This is a genomic window from Burkholderia sp. APQ4-4ca (assembly GCF_057837105.1).
Genome location: NZ_JBYQCG010000114.1, coordinates 12503 through 34963, shown reverse-complemented (window position 1 = coordinate 34963; position 22461 = coordinate 12503). Strand labels below are relative to the sequence as shown.

Here is a 22461-nt window from a genome sequence, read left to right as displayed (position 1 = left end):
CAATACGAGTGTCCGGTCGGCCGGCTTCGACGTGACCATCGGGCCGGTTGCGCCGCCGACGCCGTTGGCGAAGGCACTGCTGGACGACATGGGGCGCGACAGCGGCAACTTCAACTTCGACCGATTGACGAACGACGGCACGGCAGGTCGTTTGCTGAGCGGCCATCTGGTGGGTGCGCTCGCGGCGGGCGACAAGGTGCAGGTATCGACGGACGGGGGCCGGACGTGGATTGACGCGTTGATGAAGTCGGACGGTACGTGGGTCGCGATCGATCCGAACACGCACACCAGCAACTGGACGATCCAGACGCGTGTGGTCAATGCGGTCGGAAACGCCGGTGAGATTGAGTCGACGGATGTCGCGCTGAAGATGTTCGTGTATCCGCCGACGTTCGTCGAGTTTGTCGACGGCGCCGTCATGGTGAAGTTCGTGGGGGCGCAGCTCGAGGCAGGCTCAAGGCTGTCCGTGATGGTTGGCGATCGGTTTTTCATGCATACGCTGACTGCGGCAGAAATCGCGACCGGCACAGCGAAGTTCGTTTTGCCGAACGATGCGTCGGGCATGCCGGCCGCGGCTATCGTCGACACGGCAGGCAACATCTCTCAGTATCGGCAACCTGCGACGATCGAGTTTGGCGAGAACTTCAACGCGGCGAGGTCGGCATCTTTGTTCAAAGGAGAATCCGTTTCTTTTGCGCATTTCACGCTGACTGGTATCGAAGACCTCGGACATACATACTGGAGTCAGGGAATTTATAGCGGAAACGGCTTCAAGATCGATCCGACCTACGGCCTTTCGTCGCCTCCGTCGACGATGGCACTCGGCATTACCGGCAAAGTCAGGCTCGACCTGAAGGACGGCGCCGGCGCAACGCACTTCGCTTTCGACGTGGGGGACGTCACGGGAGGTGAATACCTGGTCCTGACCTTTCGTGATGGCACTGGCAAAGTGATTTATACGAGTAAGCCGATTACGACGGGGGAGGGCATCCTTCAGCACGTCGAGATCGATATGCCAAAAGGACTGGCTTTCACCTCGATCGAATTCGATCAACAATGGCGAACCGTGCCGAACGGAGCGCTGACATGGATCGACAACTTCCAGTTCTCGAGGCCTGTTCCTGATCAATTGATTGATCCGCCTGCGTTCCTCGAGCTTGCCGGCGATACCGCCTACTACGGCGGGAGTGGCGATACCGTATTCACCGTCGGCGACGTTTCGTACTTCACGCGCAACTCGAGCGGTGTCCACGGTGGCGCTGGAGTCGATACGTTGAAGCTGACCGGAAGCGGTCAGACACTGGATCTTGCAACGCTGATGGACGTAGGCGGCCACTGCAAGATCTCGTCCATCGAGATTGTCGACATTACCGGCACCGGCAACAACGCGCTGAAGCTTTCGATGCGCGACGTGCTGGAACTCGGCCATGAAAACGTGTTCCGGAGCGACGGCCATACGCAATTGATGGTCAAGGGCGATGCCGGCGACCGGGTCGAATTGTCCGGCATGAAAGGGCTGGATGCCGGGCAGTGGACGAAGCACGGGCTGGTCGCGGTCGATGGACTGGCTTTCATGCTTTACGAGAACGCCGCGATGAACGTCGAACTGCTGGTGCAGGCTATCGTCACGACTCAATTGGGTTGATGTGTAGAGCCCTGAAATGCGCGTCGGTGCATTTCGGGGTTTTACTTCCATTGGTGTTACCGCGTCACCCCGGCTTTCTTCCCGAGGGCGTCCGGTGTTGCCTCTACCCAGAAAATTCGTAATTCAAACTTGTCCTATTCGACCGGTATTTTCTTTCGGTCGTGTCCCATTTGAGGCCGCGGAAACATTCCGTAAAGTTGTTTCCTCTCGAGTGCGATCCTGCCGATGGCCATCGCATGTTCCGTCGGCCGAAGCCGCCATGGTCAAGCTGGCGGAGCAGGTGTGTTTTGGCACCATCGTCTCGCGGTTCGCCGAATGGGCGCTGCCCCTGAATCTCGGTACTTCGCCTCAGTCTTCCGTCAATTCTCTCGGCCACGCAGTGGCCGCGTCGTCCGTTTCGATATGAATGCTCAACCTTCCGATGCTGGTAGCGATAGCGAACCGGTCCTGCCTGATTCCCTCACCTGCGACAGCCTGCTCGATTCGATCGCCTGGCTTTGCGCACATTACGGGTTCGGTAGAAGTCATGCGGTCCTGACTGCCGGTCTCGCCAAGTACGGTGCGCTGACGCCGTCGCTCGCGATCGAGGCGCTCACGCATGCTGGGCTAGCCGCGAAGCTGGTGGCGCGTCCGCTCGCGCAATTGCCCGAGCATCTGTTGCCGGCCGTGCTGTTGCGCCGCAACGGCAGTGCCTGCGTGCTGCTCGGCTGGCGCATCGACGATGCGGCGGCGCCCGAGCCGCAGGTCCTGTTTCGCGTCGTGATGCCTGAACTCGGCGACGCGCCGGTCGAATGCACGGAAGCAGAGCTGAACGACGCCTACTCCGGTCACGCGCTGCTCGTGAAGCCCGCGGCGAAGGTCGACGCGCGTCCGGACGACCTGCCGACCGAATCGGCCGGCCACTGGTTGCTGCGCACGCTGTGGCGCTATCGCAGCTACTACGCGAGCGCGGCCCTCGGCGCGTTTCTGATCAACGTGCTCGGCCTCGCCAGCGTGTTCTTTACGATGAACGTGTACGACCGCGTCGTCCCGAACCAGGCATACGTGACGCTCTGGTCGCTCGCGATCGGGGTGGCGTTCGCGATGCTAATGGAAGCCGTATCGCGGCATGTACGCGCGCACGTGCTCGACACCGCCGGCAAGAAGGCCGATCTGGTGCTCGGCAGCCTGCTGTTCCGGCAGGCGCTGGCAATCCGGCTGGAGCGCCGGCCGGCGTCGGCCGGATCGTTCGCGCACCGGCTGCGCGAGTTCGAGTCGGTGCGGGACTTCGCGACGTCGGCGACGCTGTCGGCGATCTCCGATCTCCCGTTCGTGTTCCTGTTCGTCGCGGTGGTGTTCGCGGTTGGCGGTCCGCTCGGCTGGATTCCGCTGCTGATGATTCCGCTGATCGTCGGCCTCGGTGCGATCGTGCAGTGGCCGCTCGCGCGAGCGATGCGCGAAAACCTGCGCGAGGCGTCGCTCAAGCAAGGCGTGTTGATCGAATCGATCGACGGGCTCGAGACGCTCAAGGCGGTCGGCGGAGAAGGCGCGATGCGCCACCGCTGGGACGCGTTCAGCGCGAAGACGGCGGCCTCGTCGATGCAGTCGCGGCAGCTGTCCAGCATGGCGACCAGTTGCGTTGCGTTCCTGCAGCAGATGCAGACCGTGGTGATCGTGATCGCGGGCGTGTACTTGATCGGCGAAGGCAAGCTGACCCAGGGCGCGCTGATCGGCTCGGTGATGCTCGCGGGCCGCGTGACGGCGCCGCTCAGCCAGGTGATGGGGCTCGCGCTGCGTTTCCAGCAGGCGAAGACGGCCCTGCATTCGCTCAACGAACTGATGGCGATGCCGGTCGAGCACGAGCCGGGGCAGGACTATCTGGCGAAGCCGCCGCTCAGCGGCCACGTGAAGCTCGACGGCGTGTCGTTCGCGTATCCGTCGGCCGGGCTGCAGGAAAACGCACCCGCGCTGGACAAGGTGTCGGTGGAGATTCGGCCGGGTGAGCGCGTCGCGATACTCGGACGGGTCGGCAGCGGGAAATCGACGCTGCTGCGCCTGATCGCGCGGCTTTATCAACCGACAGAGGGCAAGCTGCTCGCCGACGGGCTCGACGCTGCACAGATCGCGCCGGCCGACTGGCGCCGTGCGTTCGGCTACGTCGGTCAGGACAGCCGGCTGTTTTACGGGTCGCTGCGCGAGAACATCACGATCGGTCGTCCCGACGTGCCGGCCGCGGAATTGCTGCGTGTGCTGCAACTGACGGGGCTCGATGCGCTGGTCGCCCGGCATCCGATGGGCGTGAACCTGCAGGTCGGCGAGAACGGGCGCGACCTGTCGGGTGGCCAGCGTCAGCTCGTCGCGCTGGCGCGCAGCCTGATCGCGCGGCCGCGCACGTTGCTGCTGGACGAGCCGACGAGCGCGATGGACACCCAGACGGAATCGCTCTTCATCGAGCATCTGAAGCAGGCGAGCGCCGGCCAGACGCTGGTCGTGGTGACGCATCGCACGTCGTTGCTGACGCTGGTCGACCGGATCGTGATCGTCGATCAGGGCAAGGTCGTGATGGATGGGGACAAGGCCCGCGTGCTGGCGGCGTTGTCGGGGCAGCCCGAGCCGGTTGGGCCGACCGGGCATCACGCGTCGCCCGACGAGCCGCAGCGAAGCCGGGCGCCGAAAGTGCGCGTGGTCGAGCGCGGCGCGGGAGCGGTGGCCACGGATCAAACAGCGGCGTCGGCACCGGCGGCCATGACAGCGGAGGCATCGTGATGCATCGGATTCGATCGATGCTGGGCCGCAAGCGGGCGCCGCGCCTGAGAGCGGCCGATGTCGCGTACATGAGCGACATCCGCGAGGCGCTGCTGGTGCGCTCGTCCGCCGGCGCGCAGTTGACGCTCTACGTGGTTGCCGTGGTGCTGGTCGCGGGGCTCGTCTGGGCGCACTTCGCTCGCGTCGAGGAGGTCACGCGCAGCGATGCGACGGTGGTGTCGCCGAGCCGCGAGCAATGGATTCAGAGCCTCGAGGGCGGCATCGTCCAGTCGGTGGCGGTGCACGAGGGCGAGGTGGTCGAGAAGGGACAACTGCTCGCGAAGATCGATCCGGCGCGCGCGCAGGCGAGCTATCGCGAAGTATCGACCAAGGCGCTGGAGTTGCAGGCGAACGTGTCGCGCGTGCGCGCCGAGGCGTATGGGGCGCAGCTGACCTTTGCGGAAGAGGTGAAGCGTGAACCGGGCCTCGTCGCGCAGGCAACCGCGACCTACCGTGCGCGCCGCCAGGCGCTCGACGAGCAGGTCGCCGCGTTGCGGCGGAGCCAGGCGCTGGTGCGGCGCGAGATCGCGATGTCGGAGCCGCTCGCGGCGAAGGGGCTCGTTTCCGAAGTCGAGATGCTGCGCATGCGGCGTCAGGCGACGGACATCGATGCCCAGATCGCGGAACGCCGGAGCCGGTTTACCGCGGATGCCAGCACCGAGCTGTCGCGGCTCGAGCAGGAGCTCGCGCAAACCAACGAGGTACTGGCCGGCCGCGCGGACGTGCTGGCGCGCACCGACGTCGTCGCGCCGATGCGCGGCGTGGTGAAGAACATCCGCATCCGCACGGCAGGCGGCGTCGTGCAGTCGGGCGAGCACATCATGGAGATCGCGCCGCTCGACGGCCGCGTGCTGGTCGAGGCACGGATCAAGCCGTCCGACGTTGCGTTCCTGCGGCCGAGATTGCCGGTGCTCGTGAAGCTGAGCGCGTACGACTTCGCGATCTACGGCGGGCTGTCCGGGCACGTCGTCAGCGTCGGTCCGGACACGTTGAAGGACGATCAGAAGGCGGCGATGGGGCGTCCCGACGCGAATTACTACCGGCTCATGGTCGAGACGGATGCGGACGCGCTGGTCGCGGCCGGCAAGCATCTGCCCGTCTTGCCGGGCATGCAGGCGACGGTCGATATCCGCACCGGCGAGAAGACGGTGCTCGATTACCTGCTCAAGCCGATTTTCAAGGCCCGCGAGGCCTTCAGGGAGCGGTGATCATGAGCGGCTTTCGAGTTATCCGCGCACGCGTCGGTGTGCGCGAACGGGGCTGGGTGTGCCGGGGCGCCGTATCGGCGGTGCTGCTCGCGCTGTCGGTGTGGCAGGTGGTTGGGGTGGCGCATGCCGCCAGTGTCAGGGAGCCGCATATGGTGGCTTCGACGTCGGTTCCGGTATCGACATGGGTGTCTCCTGCATCGGCATCGGCGCCTTTGACGTCGGCGCCGGCGTCGACTTCGATGGAGAGTGAGTCGGTCGAGGCTGCGTCGCGGTCGACGGCGAGCGATTCGCGCACCGTATCACGCGCATCCGGCGCCGCGGATTCGCGCGCAGGTGTTCTCGTGTCAGCGCCCGAGGATGCCGCATCGGGCTCGGCCCCTGCCTCCGCGATGACGGAGCGTGACCTGCGGCGGATGCTGTACACGGCGGCTGAAGCGGCGGTCGACGTCAGCCCGCAGGTGCGGCGCTTGTACGCGGAGTACCAGGCTGCGCAATCGGACGTCGATCAGGCGAAGGGTGCGCGCTGGCCGCAATTGCAGTTGAGCGGCCAGACGCGTGCCGCGCAGTTCGGCTCGAACGCTGGCAGCGCGTACGATCCGGGCAACGCACTGAGCGTGAACCTGACGACGACGCTGTTCGACTGGGGACGCACCGATAAAACGATCGGCAGCCGGCAGGATCTGGCGAGCGCCGGCCAGGAACGCTACGTCGCGCAGATGGAGGATTCCGCCTATCAGGTCGCCGCCACGCTCGTCGAGCTTTCGAAGCAACGCAACATTGCCGCGCTGAGCCAGCGTTTCGTCGACCGGATGTCACGCCTCGTACGAATGCTCGACGAAATCGTCGCGGTCGACCGCGGCCGCGGCAGCGAGCTGACGCAGGCGAAGGCCCGCTTGCTGCAGGCCGAAGCGAGCCGCGACGCGGCACTGGCGAAATGCCGAACGGCCGAGCTGAATCTTCGCAAGCTGGTGGGGGAACGGCCGGTGCCGATTCCGGCGGAATCGAGCTGGCCGCTGCATCCGGGCAACCTCGATCGGCTGATGTCCGCGCTCGACGAGAATCCGCGACTGCGGCAGGCACGTGCCGAAGCCAGCGCGGCGGAGCTGAACCGCGATGCGGTGCGGGCGGCGTCGAAGCCGCAACTGAACTGGGTCGTCAGCACGAATACCGGACGCGACTCGATCGGACGCCGGATGCCCTGGCAGACGATGCTCACGCTGACGTGGAACGCGTTCACGGGCGGTGCCGCAACCGCGGCGACCGATGCGGCGACGTATCGTGCGTCGGCAAGCTGGCGCGGGGTCGAGCAGATGCGCCTGGATCTGGAGTACCAGGTGCGCAGCGCCGAGGAAGATGCGCATGCATTCGGCGAGCGCGCGGACCAGTATCGCGACCTGTCGGTGGAATCGGCGCGCGTGCGCAGCGCATTTTTCGATCAGTGGTATCACCTCGGGCGCCGCTCGCTGCTCGACGTGCTGATTGCCGAAAGCGACGACTACAACAATCGCGTCAACGAGGTGGCGTACCGCTTCGACGGCTATGCCGCGACGCTGCGCGGCTACGCATCGGCCGGCATGCTCGTGCAATGGCTGCGTGAAGGATGACGCATCGCGCGGTGCCTGGCGTCGCGCCGGGCAACGAGGGAAATCATGAATCCTGGATCGATCGATAACTGGTTTGCATTGCCGCCGCCGCGGGCGGCTTCCTATCTGCCTGCGCCTTATGGCGTCCGGCGCGGCGTCCCGGGTCAGTTCGCGCATCTGTCGCCGGGGGGCGTCTATCTGCCGGCGCCACGGTCGCGCCGCGGTGTGGCTGTCGCCGCGGCCGCAGGGGCTGCCGATTTCGGGCACGACAATCTTGCATGGAGTCGCACACCGCCGCCGCGCGGCCGTGGCCGCGTCATGTTGGCTGCGATCGGGGGCGCATTGCTCGGTACGGCGCTGACGGTGCTTTTCGGCGGGATGCTGGCGGACCGCTGGGCGGAATTCGGTCGTGTGGCGCGAGGAAGGCTGCCCGAAGGGAGCGCGGGATCCGCATCGATCGTGGCGGCGGCTGCCGAGTCGGCTGCGACGCTGCGCCCGGCATCGGCCTCGGACCCTGCGTCGGCGTCGAGCCTGGCATCGGCTTTCCCGGCCGCTTCGGCACCCGCATCGATTTCTATGCCGAGCGCCGGTCAATCCGGGATGCCGCCCGATTCGCCGCGCCGGAAGGGTGCCCACGCGGTGCCGGCGTTGCGCTTGCCGCCGCCAAGGACGTCCGACATGGCGGGCATGTCGGTTCGCGAGCGGCAGAGGATGCGCCCGGTACCCGTGCGAACCGTATTGCCTCGCATGCCGGCGAAGCTTCGCTCGACGGCGCCCGTCGATACGTCCGATACGACCTCATCGGGTGCGCCCGCCCCATGCGGTGCCGACTGGCCGTGCGGCGACGCATTGCGATCGTTGCAGGCCGAGTTGAAACAATGGGAAGCTGCCCGACAGTTGTCGGCGCCGGCCGATAGCCGAGCGGAGCAGATGCCGGTTCGTCTGACCGATCACCCGCGTGTGACGGAGTGGCGATTCGGGCAGAGCCGCCGGCGGAAGCCAGGGCGCGCGGTCGCCAGGCCATGGCTCGTCTCATGCGTTCACTGCAGGATCAACCGCAAATGCGCATCGGCCTGCTCGCCGGGCGGCTTCTGAAACCCGCCTTTGGCAAACCGGTGCCACCGGCCGATCACGTAGCTGACGAGCAGGCTCGCCCGCGCAGCGGGATCGTAGTCGGCCGGCAGCGCGAACGGCGTCGCGCCGTCCTGCGGCGCATTCGCCTCGGTGCGTGCGACCCGCAGGCATTGCTTGACGGTCGCCTCGATCCGATCGAGCAACTGGTTCACGCGTTCGGTGAGCCGCTCGTCCTCGCCGACCAGCGCCTCGCCGGTCAGCACGCGTGTCATTCCCGGGTTTTTCGCGGCGAAATTGAGCATCGTCAGCGCGATCGTGCGCGCCTGCAGCACGCCGTTCGGCTCCTTCGCGACGATCTGGTTGACGAGGCCGAACAGCGCCTGCTCGATGAACTCGATCAGCCCTTCGTACATCTTCGCCTTGCTGGTGAAGTGCCGGTACAGCGCCGCTTCCGACACGTCGAGCCGGGCCGCGAGCGCGGCTGTCGTGATTTTTTCCGGCTTCGGGGCCTCGAGCATCGCCGCGAGCATCTGCAGGATCATCACGCGGCGCTCGCCCGGCTTGGGGCGCGGGCGGGACGGCGTGGCCTTGTCTTCCGTTACGGCTTGGTCCTGCGGGTAAGTCGGCTGCATTTTTGTCGCCCCGATCGTGTGCCCAGTCGCAGCGATTTTAACGAACGAATGCGCTGATCGACATAATGCGGCCGTCCGGTTGCCGGCAAATGGCCGGGCAGGTGGCCCGTGATCCATACCGTGCGGATGCCCAGACGCTTGTAGCGCTTCAGGTGGCTACGCGTATCCTCGACGAGGATCGCGTCGGCGAACCGCGCATGCGCGGCGCGCAGCGTCCGGCGCAGCATCGCATGGTCGGGCTTCGCGCGCCACGCGCGGCGGTCGCGCATGTGCTCGATCGCGATCACGCGCTCGAACAGCCGCTCGATGCCCAGCTCGTGCAGCACCGCGCGTGCATAGTTTTCCGGTGCGTTGGTCAGGATCAGCTTGCGGCCCGGCAGCGCGGCGACGATGCGCGCCAAGCCGCGCTCGGCGCGCACCATCGCGGGCAGGTCGGAAAACGTGTGGACCACGCGCAGGAAGTCGTGCGGGTCGATCGGATGATGGCGCGTGAGGCCGAGCAGCGCGGCGCCGTAGCGCTCGGTGTAGCCGTTGCGCAGGCGATCGGCTTCGGTGCGCTCGACCTGCAGCGCGTCGACGATGTATTGCGTCATCGCACGGTTGATCTCGGGAAAGATCGCATGCGATGCGTGGTGAAGCGTATTGTCGAGATCGAACAGCCAGACGGGCGTGCCGGCGCGCGGCCGGCTGCGGGAGATGCGCCGGCGTCGCAATGACGCCGGCAGGTCGGTGCGGGAGGGTGGGCGGCGCGCGCTCAATGCGAGCGGATCATCGTGCCGAACGGCTGCTCGGTCAGGATTTCCAGCAGCACCGAGTGCTCGATCCGGCCGTCGACGATGTGCACCGACTTCACGCCGCTCTTCGCGGCGTCGAGCGCCGAGGAGATCTTCGGCAGCATGCCGCCCGAGATCGTGCCGTCCTCGAACAGCGCGTCGATCTCGCGGGCGGACAGGTCGGTCAGCAGGTTGCCGTCCTTGTCCATCACGCCCGGGATGTTGGTCATCATCAGCAGCTTCTCGGCGTTCAGCACCGTGGCGAGCTTGCCCGCGACCAGATCCGCGTTGATGTTGTACGACAGGCCGTCCTGGCCGAGGCCGATCGGCGAGATCACCGGGATGAACGCATCGTCCTGCAGCGCCTTCACGACCGCCGGATTGATCGCCTCGACTTCGCCGACCTGGCCGATGTCGATGTACTGGCCCGGGTTGTCGCGGTCCGGCATCAGCAGCTTGCGTGCATGGATCAGGCCGCCGTCCTTGCCCGTCAGGCCCACCGCGTGGCCGCCGAAGTGATTGATCAGCATCACGATGTCCTGCTGCACTTCGCCGCCCAGCACCCATTCGACGACTTCCATCGTCTCTTCGTCGGTGACGCGCATGCCCTGGATGAAGGTGCCGGCCTTGCCGATCTTCTTCAGCGCGTGATCGATCTGCGGACCGCCGCCGTGGACGATCACCGGGTTGATGCCGACCAGTTTCAGCAGGATCACGTCGCGTGCGAAGCCCTGCTTGAGCCGCTCTTCCGTCATCGCGTTGCCGCCGTATTTGATCACCACGGTCTTGCCGTGGTAACGGCGGATGTACGGCAGCGCCTCCGCGAGGATTTCTGCTTTCAGCGTGGGGGCGATCTGCGAGAGGTCGATGGGCTCGGACATGGCGGCGGCTCTGGCTGGGAACGGTTGAAACAGGGCGAATTGTACAGGAGTGGCGCAGCGCAGCATCGGGTTTTTGGGCGGGGCGGAACCCCCGGCGGCGCGACGCGGCATCGCACGCGGCGGCCCGCCGGCTATGGCGCGGCGCGATTCGGGCGGCACCGCGCGGGTGGCTTCGGCCGGCCGCCACGCGCGCATTTGCGACGGATCCCGGCCAGGCGGCCGGCGTGCAAAATCCTTCCACCGCGCTATGCTTGTCGCGTGGGGCGATGTCCCGCCCGTTTCCGCGATTGCGCCATGACCGATTCCGCCGCCGACGCCCGTTCCGTTCCGCGCCGCGCGCGCTGCCCGCACTGCGGGCGCGGCTTCGACTGCGGCGCGCATACGCAGCCGTTCGACTGCTGGTGCGCGGCGATGCCGGTGCCGCCCGGCGGCACGCCGCCCGCGGCCGGTGCGCGGTGCCGATGCCCCGAATGCCTGGCCGACGAGATCGCGCAGCGCATGGCCGGCGCGGCCGGTTGAGAGGCCGCGCCACGCACGCGCGTCGCCCGTTCCTGCGAGTGGATCCGGCCCCGCTAGAGGCGCCGCCCGCTAAACGGGTAAACTGCCCGGATGCAACGAATCACCACCACCGGGCGCGTCAACCTCAGTCACCTGTTCTGGCTCCGCAATCTCGCGATCATCGGCCAGCTCGTGACGATCGGCGTCGTGCAGACCTATTTCGGCGTGCATCTGCCGTTGCCGGCGATGCTGATGGTCATCGCGCTCGAAATCGTTTTCAACGCGCTGACCTGGGTGCGCGTGCTGCGTGCGCGGCCCGAGACCAATTTCGAGCTGCTCGGCCAGCTGTGGGTCGACCTCGGCGCGCTGTCCGCGCTGCTGTTCCTGTCGGGCGGGACGACCAACCCGTTCGTGTCGCTGTACCTGCCGTCGCTCGCGATCGCGGCGGCCGTGCTGCCGTGGCACCTGATGATCTGGCTCGCGGCGTTCGCGGTCGCCTGCTACGCGGCGCTCGGCTTCGATTCGGTGCCGCTCAACATGGACAACCCGGCGAATCTGTTCGATTACTACCGTACCGGCATGTGGGCGAACTTCATGGTCAGCGTCGGGCTGATCGCGTGGTTCGTCGCGCGCATGTCGAACGCGCTGCGCCAGCGCGATGCGGCGCTCGGCGAGGCGCAGCAGCATCTGCTGCGCGACGAGCGGGCCGTCGCGCTCGGCGTGCAGGCCGCCACCGTCGCGCATGAAATGGGCACGCCGCTGTCGACGATCGCGATGCTGGCCGAGGAGTTGCGTGACGCGGCGCGCGCCGATCCGGGGCTCGCGCGCTACGAGGCCGACCTGAAGGTGCTCGAGGAGCAGATGTCGCTGTGCACGTCGGCGCTCGCGCGCCTGCGCAGTCGCGCGAGCGCGCCGGCCAGCCGCCAGCCGGTGGACGACTGGCTCGACACGTTCGTCGAGCACTGGCGCCTGCGGCATCCGCACGTGCAGTTCGAGTTGCTCGGCGCGCGCCCGGCGGGCGTCGCGCTCGACGATACGGTCGCGGCCGGCCAGATCCTGACGATCCTGCTCGACAACGCCGCGCGCGCGAGCCCGCAGCGGGTGACGCTCGCCGCGAAGGTCGCGCATGGCGGCACGGCCGACGAAATCGAATTCGAGGTATGCGACGACGGGCCCGGCATTCCGGCCGCGCTGCGCGAATCGCTCGGCGCGATGCCGGTCGACAGCACGCAGGGCGGGCACGGCGTCGGCCTGTATCTGGCGTTCAGCGCGGCCGCGCGGCTCGGCGGCGAGATCGAACTGTCCGATGTGACGCCGCGCGCGGTGGGCGGCAACGGGCGGGCCGGCGGTGCGGCGAATGGCCACGCGGCGGCCGCATCGGGACAACGCGCGGGCTCGCGCACGGGTGCACGTCCAGCCGAACGGCCAGCCGGCGCGCCGGACAGCCGCGCGGCCGGCACCGCGACCGGGCGCGGCACGCGGGCCGTGCTGCGCCTGCCGGTCGTGCGCGTCGCGCTGCCGGCTGTCTCAACCAACACGTAGACGGAGAAACCACATGAGCGAGAACAATTTCCTGGTGATCGACGACAACGAGGTGTTCGCGGGCACGCTCGCGCGCGGCCTCGAGCGCCGCGGTTACGCGGTCCAGCAGGCGCACGACAAGGAGGCGGCGCTGCGGCTCGCCGCGGGCGGCAAGTTCCAGTTCATCACCGTCGACCTGCATCTCGGCGAGGATTCGGGGTTGAGCCTGATCGCGCCGTTGTGCGACCTGCAGCCCGATGCGCGGATTCTGGTGCTGACCGGCTATGCGAGCATCGCGACCGCCGTGCAGGCCGTGAAGGAGGGCGCCGACAACTACCTCGCGAAGCCGGCGAACGTCGAGTCGATCCTCGCCGCGCTGCAGACCAACGCGACCGAAGTGCAGGCCGACGAGGCGCTCGAGAATCCGGTCGTGCTGTCGGTGGACCGGCTCGAATGGGAGCACATCCAGCGCGTGCTGGCGGAGAACAACAACAACATTTCGGCGACCGCGCGGGCGCTGAACATGCACCGCCGCACGCTGCAGCGCAAGCTCGCGAAGAAGCCGGTGCGGCAGTAAGGTAAGCGGCGCACCAACGAAAACGGGCGGCCGCCGACGAAAGGGGCCGCCCGTTTTTCATCCGGCGACGCGCGCGTTACAGCACGTAGCGCGACAGGTCCTCGTCCTGCGACACTTCGCCGAGCGCGCGGTCGACATACTGCGCGTCGATCGTCACGCGTTCGCCGGCGTGGTTGCCGGCCGAGAACGACACTTCCTCGAGCAGCTTCTCGATCACCGTGTACAGCCGGCGCGCGCCGATGTTCTCGGTTTTCTCGTTGACCGCGAACGCGATCTCGGCGAGGCGCCGGATGCCGTCGTCGGCGAATTCGAGCTGCACGTCCTCGGTGGCGAGCAGCGCCTGGTATTGCTTGACGAGGCTCGCGTCGGTGGCATCGAGGATCGCCTCGAAATCTTCGACCGACAGCGAATCGAGTTCGACGCGGATCGGGAAGCGGCCTTGCAGCTCCGGAATCAGGTCGCTCGGCTTCGCGAGGTGGAACGCGCCGCTCGCGATGAACAGGATGTGATCGGTTTTCACCATCCCGTACTTCGTATTGACCGTCGTGCCTTCGACGAGCGGCAGCAGGTCGCGCTGCACGCCCTGGCGCGACACTTCGCCGCCGCTGCCTTCGTTGTTGCGCGACGTGATCTTGTCGATCTCGTCGAGGAACACGATGCCGTTCTGCTCGACGTTCTGCACGGCCTTCGTCTTCACTTCCTCTTCGTTGAGCATCTTCGCCGCTTCCTCGTCGGTCAGCAGCTTCAGCGCTTCCTTGATCTTCACCTTGCGGCGCTGCTTCTTGCCGCTGCCGAGGTTCGAGAACATCGAGCGGATCTGCTCGGTCATCTCTTCCATTCCGGGCGGCGCCATGATGTCCATGCCGACCGACGGCTGCTCGAGGTCGAGCTCGACTTCCTTGTCGTCGAGCTGGCCTTCGCGCAGACGCTTGCGAAACGTCTGGCGCGTCGCGTTGTTGTCGTCGTTCGCGTGCTCGGCATTGCCGCCGAAGCCTACCGCGCGCGGCTGCGGCAGCAGGATGTCGAGGATACGGTCTTCCGCCTGGTCGGTCGCCTTGCTGCGGACCTTGCGCATTTCGGATTCGCGCGTCTGCTTGACCGAGATCTCGATCAGGTCGCGCACGATGCTGTCGACGTCGCGGCCGACGTAGCCGACTTCGGTGAACTTGGTCGCTTCGATCTTGATGAACGGCGCGTCGGCGAGCTTCGCGAGGCGGCGCGCGATTTCGGTCTTGCCGACGCCCGTCGGCCCGATCATCAGGATGTTCTTCGGCGTGATTTCCTGGCGCAGCGGCTCGGCGACCTGCTGGCGGCGCCAGCGGTTGCGCAGCGCGACGGCGACGGCCTTCTTCGCCTTTGCCTGGCCGATAATGTGCTTGTCGAGTTCCGAGACGATCTCGGCAGGGGTCATGGTGCTCATGGGGCTGTCCTTACTCGATCGTTTCGATGATGCGGTTGTGGTTCGTGTAGATGCACATGTCGCCGGCGATCCCGAGCGACTTCTCGACGATCTCGCGCGGGGACAGCTCGGTGTTCTCGACCAGCGCGCGGGCCGCGGCCTGCGCGTACGCACCGCCCGAGCCGATCGCGCAGATGCCGCCTTCCGGGTCGAGCACGTCGCCGTTGCCGGTGATCACGAGCGTGGTGGTTGCATCGGCCGTGATCAGCATCGCCTCGAGGCGGCGCAGCATCCGGTCGGTGCGCCAGTCCTTCGCGAGCTCGACGGCCGCGCGGGTCAGGTTGCCCTGGTGCTTCTCGAGCTTCGCCTCGAAGCGGTCGAGCAGCGAGAACGCATCGGCGGTGCCGCCCGCGAATCCGACCAGAACCTGGTTGTTGTAGATCCGCCGCACTTTCCGCGCGCCACCCTTCATGACGATGTTGCCGAGGGTTACCTGGCCGTCGCCGCCGAGCGCGACCTGGTCGCCGCGCCGGACCGAAACGATGGTCGTGCCGTGAAATTGCTCCATCTGCGTTCCTTGAGAAAAACGGGGAAGAGTCGGGCGGCGCGATGCGCCGCCGCGTGAATCCGCAGTGCGCCAGGGAGCGGCCCGGCGCGCGTCCGTTTCATTTTAGGGCGGGCGCCGGGATATCAAGAGGGGAAGGCAAATCGGCCGGCGGCCGGGAACCGGTGCCGGGAAAACAAAAAGCGCGCGGCAGGCCGCGCGCTTTCGGGAAGCAGCGTGTCTGAGCGGAGCGCCGCTCGATCAGTCGCCGAACAGCTTCTGGCGCAGCTCGCGGCGCTCCTGCGCTTCGAGCGACAGCGTGGCGGTCGGGCGCGCGAGCAGGCGCGGAATGCCGATCGGTTCGCCGGTTTCCTCGCACCAGCCGTAATCGCCGGAATCGATGCGGGCGAGCGACTGTTGAACCTTCTTGAGGAGCTTGCGTTCGCGATCGCGCGTACGCAGCTCGAGCGCGTGCTCTTCCTCGATCGTCGCGCGGTCGGCGGGATCGGGGACGATCACCGTCTCGCGCAGGTTCTCGGTCGTCTGGCCTGCATTCTTGAGGATGTCCGCCTGCAACTGTTCGAGCCGATTTTTGAAGAAGGCGAGCTGATCCTCATTCATGTAATCCTTGTCGCTCATCTTCAGGATTTCGGCTTCGGTCAAGAGTTTCTTCGTCATCTGCTTGCTTCTTCAATGTGCGGCAAATCGAGAGATATTGCCTGCACTTTGGGATTACCCGCAACCGCCCTTGCAATCATTTGCGATTTGCCGCCGCGGGGCCGAAAGCCTCTGGAAAACCGGTTCTCAAATACCAGGATAGGCCTGGCGCGGAGTTGCGCGCGCTGCGAACCGGGGTGCTGCGCGGCACATCGCATCGGCCGCGGCCGGGAGGCGGATGGGCGATCCGGCGCGGTTGCGATGCCCGGAAAACTGGTTCAGCAAGAACCGGGCCTGTTTGTTACCGTACTCCAGCGGGCACGTATTGTAACTGAATCGCAAGCGGGCGCCGTATCGGGTCGATCCCCGTCGGCTGCGCCAATATCTAGAAAATATAACGCGCAAATCGCGAAAAAGCGATGACGGCGAAACCCTGCCCAAAAAAGGTGCCGCGCGGCGGCCGCGGCCGCCTGCGCTGGCGGCCGGGCAGCGGGGCGCGGCGGGCGCCCGCGCGGGTCAGGCGAGGCAGGCGTCGAGGCCGTCGGTGATCAGGTCCTGCGGCAGGTCGACGCCGATGAACACCATCTTGTTGGTCTTCTTCTCGACCGGCAGCCACTTCGCCGCGAGGTCGCTGCCCATCATCTGGTGCACGCCCTGGAACACGACCTTGCGGTCGACGCCCTTCATGTACAGCACGCCCTTGTAGCGCAGCATCCGCTCGCCGTAGATCTGCAGGATGCCGCCGAGGAAGTCTTCCAGCTTGTTCGGGTCGAACGGGCGGTCGTTGCGGTACACGAACGACTTGATCTTGTCGTCGTGGTGCGCGTGGTGGTGATGATGGTGGCCGTGGTCGTGATCGTGCGCGCATTGGCCGTGATCGTGGTCGCAATTCGCGTGATCGTGGTCATGGCCGTGATCGTGATGGTCGTGCGCGTGATCGTCCTCGGCGAGGAAATCGGGATCGATCTCGAGCTTCGCGTTCAGGTTGAAGCCGCGCAGGTCGAAGATTTCCTTGATGTCCGCTTCGCCGAAATTCACGAGCTTGATCACGGCCTTCGGGTTCATGTGCATCAGGCGGTGCTTGAGGCCCGCGACGGTCTGGTCGTCGACCAGGTCCGACTTCGTGATGAACAGGCGATCGGCGAAGCCCACCTGGCGCTGCACCACTTCGTGTTCGTCGAGCTGCGCGTTCGCGTGCTTCGCGTCGACCAGCGTGATGACCGCGTCGAGCAGGAAATCGTCGGCGATCTCGCTGTCGATGAAGAAAGTTTGCGCGACGGGGCCGGGGTTCGCGAGGCCGGTCGTCTCGATCACGATGCGGTCGAAATCGAGCTTGCCTTCGCGCTTCTTCGCGGCCAGATCGCCGAGCGCGCGGGCGAGGTCGCCGCGGATCGTGCAGCAGATGCAGCCGTTGCTCATCTGGATGATCTGCTCGTTCGAATCCTGCACGAGGATTTCGTTGTCGATGTTCTCTTCGCCGAACTCGTTCTCGATCACGGCGATCTTCATGCCGTGCTGTTCGTTCAGGATGCGCTTGAGCAGCGTCGTCTTGCCGCTGCCGAGGAAGCCGGTGAGGATGGTGACGGGAGTGGCCATGTCGGTCGCCTGTGGTTCGTGAATCGGGGTCAAAACGAGGATGTGCGTCGCGCCCTCGCACTGCGAGCCGGGGCGCACAACCATCCATTGAAACATACCTGTCAAGCCCTCGCCCGTCGTCCGAACGACAGGCGGAAGCGCGGATCCGCCGGGCGCCAGGCCGCGGCCGACGGACGGTCACGCGCCAAGATCGGGGCGGTCAGACGATTTGCAACAGCAGGCCCTTCAGATATTCGCCTTCCGGGAACGCGGCGAGCAGCGGATGATCGACGCCCGCGCCGAGCCGTTTCAGGATGCGCGCGTCGACCTTCGCGTCGGCGGCGGCGCCCGCGACGATCTTCTGGAACAGGTCCATGTCGATCGCGCCCGAGCACGAGTACGTGAACAGCAGGCCGCCCGGGCGCAGCAGCTTGAAGCCGTTCAGGTTGATGTCCTTGTACGCGCGCGCCGCGCGATCGACGCTGTCGCGGGTCGGCGCGAACTTCGGCGGATCGAGCACGATCAGGTCGAAACGCTCGCCTTCGTCGACGAGGCGGCGCAGCGTCTTGAACGCATCGGCGTCGAGCCAGGTCGCGCGTTCGGCGTCGAAGCCGTTGGCCGCGACGTTCTGCTGCGCAAGCGCGAGCGCATCGCCCGACGAATCGATCGACACCACGCGTTTCGCGCCGCCCTTGAGCGCCGCGAGCGAGAAGCCGCCCGTGTAGCAGAAGCAGTTCAGCACGTCGCGGTCGGCCGCGTACTGCGCGACGAGCGCGCGGTTGTCGCGCTGGTCGACGTAGAAGCCCGTCTTGTGGCCGTTCGGCACGTCGACGTGATAGCGCACGCCGTTTTCGTTCGCGATCAGCGTCGCGGGCGGCGCGTCGCCGGCCAGCACGCCGGTCGTCTGTTCGAGCCCTTCCTTGTCGCGGATCGACACGTCCGAGCGCTCGTACACGTTCGGGCAGCCGGTCGCGCCGGTGAGCGCCGCGACGATCGCGTCCTTCCACGCTTCGACGCCCGCGGCCATGAACTGGCAGACGAGCTGGCCGCGCGGCGCCGCGCCGGCTTCGGCGGTGTCCGCGACGTAGTAGTCGACGATCAGCCCCGGCAGCCCGTCGGCTTCGCCGAACACGAGCCGCACCGCGCCCGTGCCCGACACCATCGTCGTGCGGTGCGCGACCGCGCGCTGCACGCGGCGCTTGAAGAACGCGTGGTCGATCGGCTCGTGCTCGTCGAAGCTCCACACCCGCACGCGGATCTGCGACTGCGGGCTGTACGCGCCACGCGCGAGGAAGCGGCCGTCGTGCGCGCGCACGAGCACGGTCGCGCCGGGCGCGGGCTTGCCGTCGACCCGGTCGATCGCATTGGCGTAGATCCACGGATGGCGGCGCAGCAGCGATTTTTCCTTGGACGGCTTGAGGGTGACGGTTTGCATGATGAGATCGAAATGGGCCGCGCGCGACGCCGGCCGGGGCCGGCCGCCGCGCGCGGCGGATAAGACGGGACGCGCGTCAGTCGCGCTTCTTCGCGCGCGGATGCGCGCTGTCGTAAATCTTCGCGAGATGCTGGAAGTCGAGCGACGTGTAGATCTGCGTCGCGGCGACGCTCGCGTGGCCGAGCAGTTCCTGCACCGCGCGCAGGTCGCCGCTCGACTGCAGCACGTGCGTCGCGAACGAGTGGCGCAACACGTGCGGGTGGACGTTGGCGGGGATGCCGGCGGCGAGCGCCGCGCGCTTCACGCGCTCGCGCACGACGCCCGGCGACATCCGGTTGCCGCGCACCGACACGAACAGCGGATGCGGATCGTGCTTCACGAATTGATCGCGCACCGCGAGCCATGCGTTCAGCGCGTCGATCGCCTTGCGGCCGACCGGCACCTTGCGCTCCTTGTTGCCCTTGCCGCGCACGGTGACCTCGGCTTCGGCGAGATCGAGCCAGCCGGCCGAGCGATAGCCGTCGGCCTGCGTGTACCGGACGTCGAGCCCGACCAGTTCGGCGAGGCGCAGCCCCGACGAATAGAACAGCTCGAGGATCGCGTGGTCGCGGATGCCTTCGGTCGTGTCGGGCAGCGGCGTGTCCATGAGCGTGACCGCATCGTCGACCGACAGCGCCTTGGGCAGCGATTTCTCGCGCTTGGGCGCGCGTACCCCGGCGACGGGGTTCGCGGGCATCTCGACGCGCTGCGCGAACCAGCGATAGAACGCGCGCCATGCGGAAAGCCGGTGCGAGATCGAGCGCGCGGACAGCCCGGCCGCGTGCCCGCGCACGACCGCGCCGCGCATGTCGGCGGCGGTCAACGCGTCGAGCGGCCGGCCGGCCGCGAGCTTCTTCAGTTCGTCGAGTTCGTGCGTGTACGCGCGCAGCGTGTGTTCCGACAGTTGCCTGACGTGCTTCAGGTTCGACAGGTAGGCGGCGATCGGATCGTCGGTCATCGCGTGCGGCGGATCAGTGCGGCAGCAGGCGCGTGAGCGCGGCGCTCGCGAGCGTCGCGATCCGCGCGAGGAAGTCGGTGGCCATCCCGTCGTGGAAGCGGCGCGGATCGGGCGAGCCGAGCACGAGCAGGCCGAACGCGGGCGCGTCGTTGCCGGCGGGCGGCGCGCGCAGCGCGAGCAGCGCGACCGATGCGGCCGCAGCGTCGCCGGCCGGCGCGGCTTCGGCGCCTTCCGCCGCGCTCGCGGCCGGGGCGGCGAGCGCGGGGGCGAGCCACTGGGCGGCCTCGAAGCCCGTGTTCGCGCCGCAGTACGGCGTCGACAGGCCGTTCGTGAACAGGCGCACTTCCTCGCCGACCTGGCGGGCGAAATCGGCCTGCGCGTAGGTGTCGGCCACGTCCCACACGCGCAGCGCCGTCTGCGGCACGTCGAACACGTCGGCGATGCCGTCGGCGATCGTGCGCGGCAGCGCGTACGGATCGCGCTCCGCGATCACGCGCGCGGTCCAGCGGCTGAACTTCGCGGACAGGCTGTCGTTCTCGTGGCCGTAGCGCACGAGTTCGGCGAGCCGGCGCTCGAGATGCTTGTTCTTGTCGCGCAGCATCTCCATCTGCCGCTCCTGCAGCGAGATCGCGGCCTTGCCGTGCGGATTCGCGAGACGGATCGTCGCGAGCAACTCGGCGTGCTGCGCGAAGAATTCGGGATTGGCGAGCAGATAGTCGGCGACTTCGCGATCGTTCATGTGGCTGGAGCGTTCAGTTATCAAGGGCGTTGCAGGGTCAGGCGTTCAGGTCGATCTCGCCTTCGAACACGGTCGTGGCGGGGCCGGCCATCATCAGCGCGGCGGCTTCGTCGCGCGCGCCGTCCCAGCCGATCGTCAGCGTGCCGCCGTGGGTGTGCACGGTCACGGGCGAATCGAGCAGGCCGCGCCGGATGCCGGCCGCGACCGCCGCGCACGCGCCGGTGCCGCACGCGAGCGTCTCGCCCGCGCCGCGTTCGTACACGCGCAGCTTCACCTCGTGGCGCGACACGATCTGCATGAAGCCGGCGTTCACGCGCTGCGGGAAGCGCGCGTGGCGCTCGATCAGCGGGCCTTCTTCCAGCACCGGATACGCTTCGACATCGTCGACGACCTGCACCGCGTGCGGGTTGCCCATCGATACCGTCGAGATCCAGCGCGTCGCGCCGCCGACGTCGAGCGGCCACAGCGTGTCGTTGCCTTCGTTGCGGCCGCCGAGGCTCGTCGTGCCTGGACCGGCCGTATCAAATGGCACCTGCGCCGGCGCGAACACGGGCGCGCCCATGTCGACGACGACTTCGCCGTTGTCCTGCAGCGTCAGCGTGATCAGGCCCTTCATGACCTGCACGCGCACGCTGCGCTTGTCGGTCAGGCCGCGGTCGCTGACGAACTTCACGAAACAGCGCGCACCGTTGCCGCAGTGTTCGACCTCGCCGCCGTCGCAATTGAAGATCCGGTACTTGAAATCCGCGCCGTCGACGGTCGGCTTCTCGACCAGCAGCAACTGGTCGGCGCCGATGCCGAAGTGGCGGTTGGCGAGTGCGCGCACCTGCGCTTCGGTGAGCGGCGGCAGCGCGCGCGAGTAGCCGTCGAGCACGACGAAGTCGTTGCCCGCGCCGTGCATCTTGGTGAACGAGAGTTTCACTGGGTCCGGAATTCCATGGCGAACAAGGCGGTCGGCACGACACGAACGGCCGGCGGCCATGCCGGGCGGCCTCGTTCGTCGTGCTGATCTCAACCGCAAATGATACATGCAGCCGACAGGGGCGTCCTGCGCGGGGACGGTGCTTCGGGTCCCGGCTGCGGGCCGGGTGTGCGGCATATGTCGATGGGTCGACTGGTCGGGCACGTGGCGAGCGGACAAATTGGCGTGGTGTAGCGTGCGCAACGGAGGTGGGACCGGCGATGCGTGCCCGAACATAGGACGAAGGTATGAGGTGACCCGGACGAACGTTTTCGTACGGGTCAGATTGACGAGGAAATCAAGTGATTCGTATAGTTTGGCTATACACAGTCGGGCCATGCTGTCGACGTCGCGCTCGAGTGTGGGAGGTCCATGATCAAGTCACGGGTACACAAGGGCCTGGAAGCGTTTTTCGTCACCGGGAGCAAGGCGGGCATTCGGCCCGATCATGCGCCCAGGCTGCGGCGCATGCTGGCGCGTCTCGACGTCGCGGGCAAACCGCACGACATGAATGTGCCCGGCTGGCGTTTTCACGGCCTCGTCGGCGGGCTGGACGGATATTACGCAGTCGGCGTCAATGGCAACTGGCGGCTGACATTCCGATTCGAGGGCCCCGACGTCGTTCTGGTCGATTACCAGGACTACCACTAAGGTGATTCAAGCGATGACCCGCATCTTCAATCCGCCCCATCCGGGCGAAACGCTGCGCGACGACGTGCTGCCGGCGCTCGGCCTGACCGTCACCGAGGCCGCGTCGCAGCTCGGCGTGACACGTGCCGCGCTGTCGCGAATCCTGCACGGCCATGCCGGCATCTCGCCGGAAATGGCGTTGCGGCTCGAAGCGTGGCTCGGCGAGGAAAACGGGGGAAAGGCCGATCTGTGGCTCGCGCAGCAGTCGGCCTACGATCTCGGGCAGGCGCGCGCGAAGGGTGCGCCAAAGGTGGCGAGGGCGCGGGCGCGCGCATGACGGCGCACCCG

The 22461-nt window shown here is 67.0% G+C and carries 23 protein-coding genes; 11 read left to right on the top strand and 12 right to left on the bottom strand.

What is annotated here, in order from left to right; genetic code table 11:
* The 4 genes from AC3IFE_RS14780 to AC3IFE_RS14765 form a co-directional block, all read left to right on the top strand.
* On the top strand, window positions 1-1645 hold a 1645-nt coding region (locus tag AC3IFE_RS14780), incomplete at its 5' end, for an Ig-like domain-containing protein (RefSeq protein ID WP_489190939.1).
* Between the two features lie 259 nt (window positions 1646-1904).
* Window positions 1905-2051: a hypothetical protein gene (locus tag AC3IFE_RS14775; protein WP_489190938.1), complete on the top strand. Its 147-nt coding sequence runs from the start codon at window positions 1905-1907 to the stop codon at window positions 2049-2051.
* Entirely contained in the window at window positions 2048-4390 is a 2343-nt protein-coding gene (locus AC3IFE_RS14770) for a type I secretion system permease/ATPase (protein WP_489190937.1), read from the top strand. Before AC3IFE_RS14775 ends, AC3IFE_RS14770 begins: the two co-directional genes overlap by 4 nt.
* Window positions 4387-5637, top strand: a complete 1251-nt coding sequence (locus tag AC3IFE_RS14765; RefSeq protein WP_489190936.1) for a beta-barrel domain-containing protein — start codon at window positions 4387-4389, stop codon at window positions 5635-5637. Before AC3IFE_RS14770 ends, AC3IFE_RS14765 begins: the two co-directional genes overlap by 4 nt.
* Here the strand turns inward: AC3IFE_RS14765 and AC3IFE_RS14760 are convergent.
* Window positions 5624-5932 (bottom strand): hypothetical protein, encoded by a 309-nt coding sequence (locus AC3IFE_RS14760; RefSeq protein WP_489190935.1) that lies wholly within the window; start codon window positions 5930-5932, stop codon window positions 5624-5626. The two genes, AC3IFE_RS14765 and AC3IFE_RS14760, sit on opposite strands and share 14 nt — an antisense overlap.
* A gap of 46 nt (window positions 5933-5978) precedes the next feature.
* Between AC3IFE_RS14760 and AC3IFE_RS14755 the strand changes: the two genes are divergently transcribed.
* Window positions 5979-7241: a TolC family protein gene (locus AC3IFE_RS14755; protein WP_089468809.1), complete on the top strand. Its 1263-nt coding sequence runs from the start codon at window positions 5979-5981 to the stop codon at window positions 7239-7241.
* A 45-nt stretch (window positions 7242-7286) separates the two neighbouring features.
* A complete protein-coding gene (locus tag AC3IFE_RS14750) occupies window positions 7287-8315 on the top strand; it encodes a hypothetical protein (RefSeq protein WP_489190934.1) in 1029 nt (342 codons plus the stop codon).
* Here the strand turns inward: AC3IFE_RS14750 and slmA are convergent.
* From slmA to argB, 3 genes are read right to left on the bottom strand one after another with little or no spacing between them, the layout of a single operon-like run.
* Window positions 8261-8926 (bottom strand): nucleoid occlusion factor SlmA, encoded by a 666-nt coding sequence (gene slmA / locus AC3IFE_RS14745; protein WP_489190933.1) that lies wholly within the window; start codon window positions 8924-8926, stop codon window positions 8261-8263. The genes AC3IFE_RS14750 and slmA overlap by 55 nt on opposite strands.
* Entirely contained in the window at window positions 8893-9684 is a 792-nt protein-coding gene (locus AC3IFE_RS14740) for a pyrimidine 5'-nucleotidase (RefSeq protein ID WP_489190932.1), read from the bottom strand. The genes slmA and AC3IFE_RS14740 overlap by 34 nt, the downstream gene beginning before the upstream one ends.
* Window positions 9681-10580: an acetylglutamate kinase gene (gene argB / locus AC3IFE_RS14735; protein ID WP_027785735.1), complete on the bottom strand. Its 900-nt coding sequence runs from the start codon at window positions 10578-10580 to the stop codon at window positions 9681-9683. Before argB ends, AC3IFE_RS14740 begins: the two co-directional genes overlap by 4 nt.
* A gap of 294 nt (window positions 10581-10874) precedes the next feature.
* On the opposite strand from argB, the gene AC3IFE_RS14730 reads away from it, so the two are divergent.
* From AC3IFE_RS14730 to AC3IFE_RS14720, 3 genes are all read left to right on the top strand, one after another.
* The gene (locus AC3IFE_RS14730; protein ID WP_489190931.1) at window positions 10875-11099 is read left to right on the top strand and encodes a cysteine-rich CWC family protein; all 225 of its coding nucleotides are present in this window, start codon (window positions 10875-10877) and stop codon (window positions 11097-11099) included.
* A gap of 90 nt (window positions 11100-11189) precedes the next feature.
* Window positions 11190-12620: an ATP-binding protein gene (locus tag AC3IFE_RS14725; protein ID WP_489190930.1), complete on the top strand. Its 1431-nt coding sequence runs from the start codon at window positions 11190-11192 to the stop codon at window positions 12618-12620.
* 13 nt (window positions 12621-12633) lie between these two features.
* Window positions 12634-13176 (top strand): response regulator transcription factor, encoded by a 543-nt coding sequence (locus AC3IFE_RS14720; protein ID WP_021156278.1) that lies wholly within the window; start codon window positions 12634-12636, stop codon window positions 13174-13176.
* Window positions 13177-13252: 76 nt separating this feature from the next.
* Here the strand turns inward: AC3IFE_RS14720 and hslU are convergent, their stop codons facing one another.
* From hslU to dapF, 8 genes are all read right to left on the bottom strand, one after another.
* The gene (gene hslU, locus AC3IFE_RS14715) at window positions 13253-14596 is read right to left on the bottom strand and encodes an ATP-dependent protease ATPase subunit HslU (RefSeq protein ID WP_089468725.1); all 1344 of its coding nucleotides are present in this window, start codon (window positions 14594-14596) and stop codon (window positions 13253-13255) included.
* Between the two features lie 10 nt (window positions 14597-14606).
* Window positions 14607-15143, bottom strand: a complete 537-nt coding sequence (gene hslV / locus AC3IFE_RS14710; protein ID WP_047899301.1) for an ATP-dependent protease subunit HslV — start codon at window positions 15141-15143, stop codon at window positions 14607-14609.
* A 237-nt stretch (window positions 15144-15380) separates the two neighbouring features.
* Window positions 15381-15797 carry an RNA polymerase-binding protein DksA gene (gene dksA, locus AC3IFE_RS14705; RefSeq protein WP_006477498.1) on the bottom strand — a complete coding sequence of 139 codons (417 nt, stop codon included), beginning with the start codon at window positions 15795-15797 and terminating at the stop codon, window positions 15381-15383.
* A gap of 495 nt (window positions 15798-16292) precedes the next feature.
* Window positions 16293-17372, bottom strand: a complete 1080-nt coding sequence (locus tag AC3IFE_RS14700; RefSeq protein WP_489190929.1) for a CobW family GTP-binding protein — start codon at window positions 17370-17372, stop codon at window positions 16293-16295.
* A gap of 199 nt (window positions 17373-17571) precedes the next feature.
* Window positions 17572-18786, bottom strand: a complete 1215-nt coding sequence (locus AC3IFE_RS14695) for a class I SAM-dependent rRNA methyltransferase (protein WP_489190928.1) — start codon at window positions 18784-18786, stop codon at window positions 17572-17574.
* 76 nt (window positions 18787-18862) lie between these two features.
* Window positions 18863-19783, bottom strand: coding sequence for a tyrosine recombinase XerC (xerC, locus tag AC3IFE_RS14690; RefSeq protein ID WP_089468722.1), 921 nt, complete (start codon window positions 19781-19783; stop codon window positions 18863-18865).
* A 13-nt stretch (window positions 19784-19796) separates the two neighbouring features.
* On the bottom strand, window positions 19797-20522 hold the full coding sequence (locus AC3IFE_RS14685; RefSeq protein ID WP_089468721.1) for a DUF484 family protein: 726 nt from the start codon (window positions 20520-20522) through the stop codon (window positions 19797-19799).
* 37 nt (window positions 20523-20559) lie between these two features.
* Window positions 20560-21504, bottom strand: a complete 945-nt coding sequence (gene dapF / locus AC3IFE_RS14680) for a diaminopimelate epimerase (RefSeq protein ID WP_089468720.1) — start codon at window positions 21502-21504, stop codon at window positions 20560-20562.
* A gap of 351 nt (window positions 21505-21855) precedes the next feature.
* Here dapF and AC3IFE_RS14675 point away from each other — a divergent pair, with 351 nt between their 5' ends.
* Window positions 21856-22134 (top strand): type II toxin-antitoxin system RelE/ParE family toxin, encoded by a 279-nt coding sequence (locus AC3IFE_RS14675; RefSeq protein WP_089468719.1) that lies wholly within the window; start codon window positions 21856-21858, stop codon window positions 22132-22134.
* Window positions 22135-22147: 13 nt separating this feature from the next.
* A complete protein-coding gene (locus AC3IFE_RS14670; protein WP_077178126.1) occupies window positions 22148-22450 on the top strand; it encodes a HigA family addiction module antitoxin in 303 nt (100 codons plus the stop codon).
* The last annotated feature ends 11 nt before the right edge of the window (window positions 22451-22461 follow it).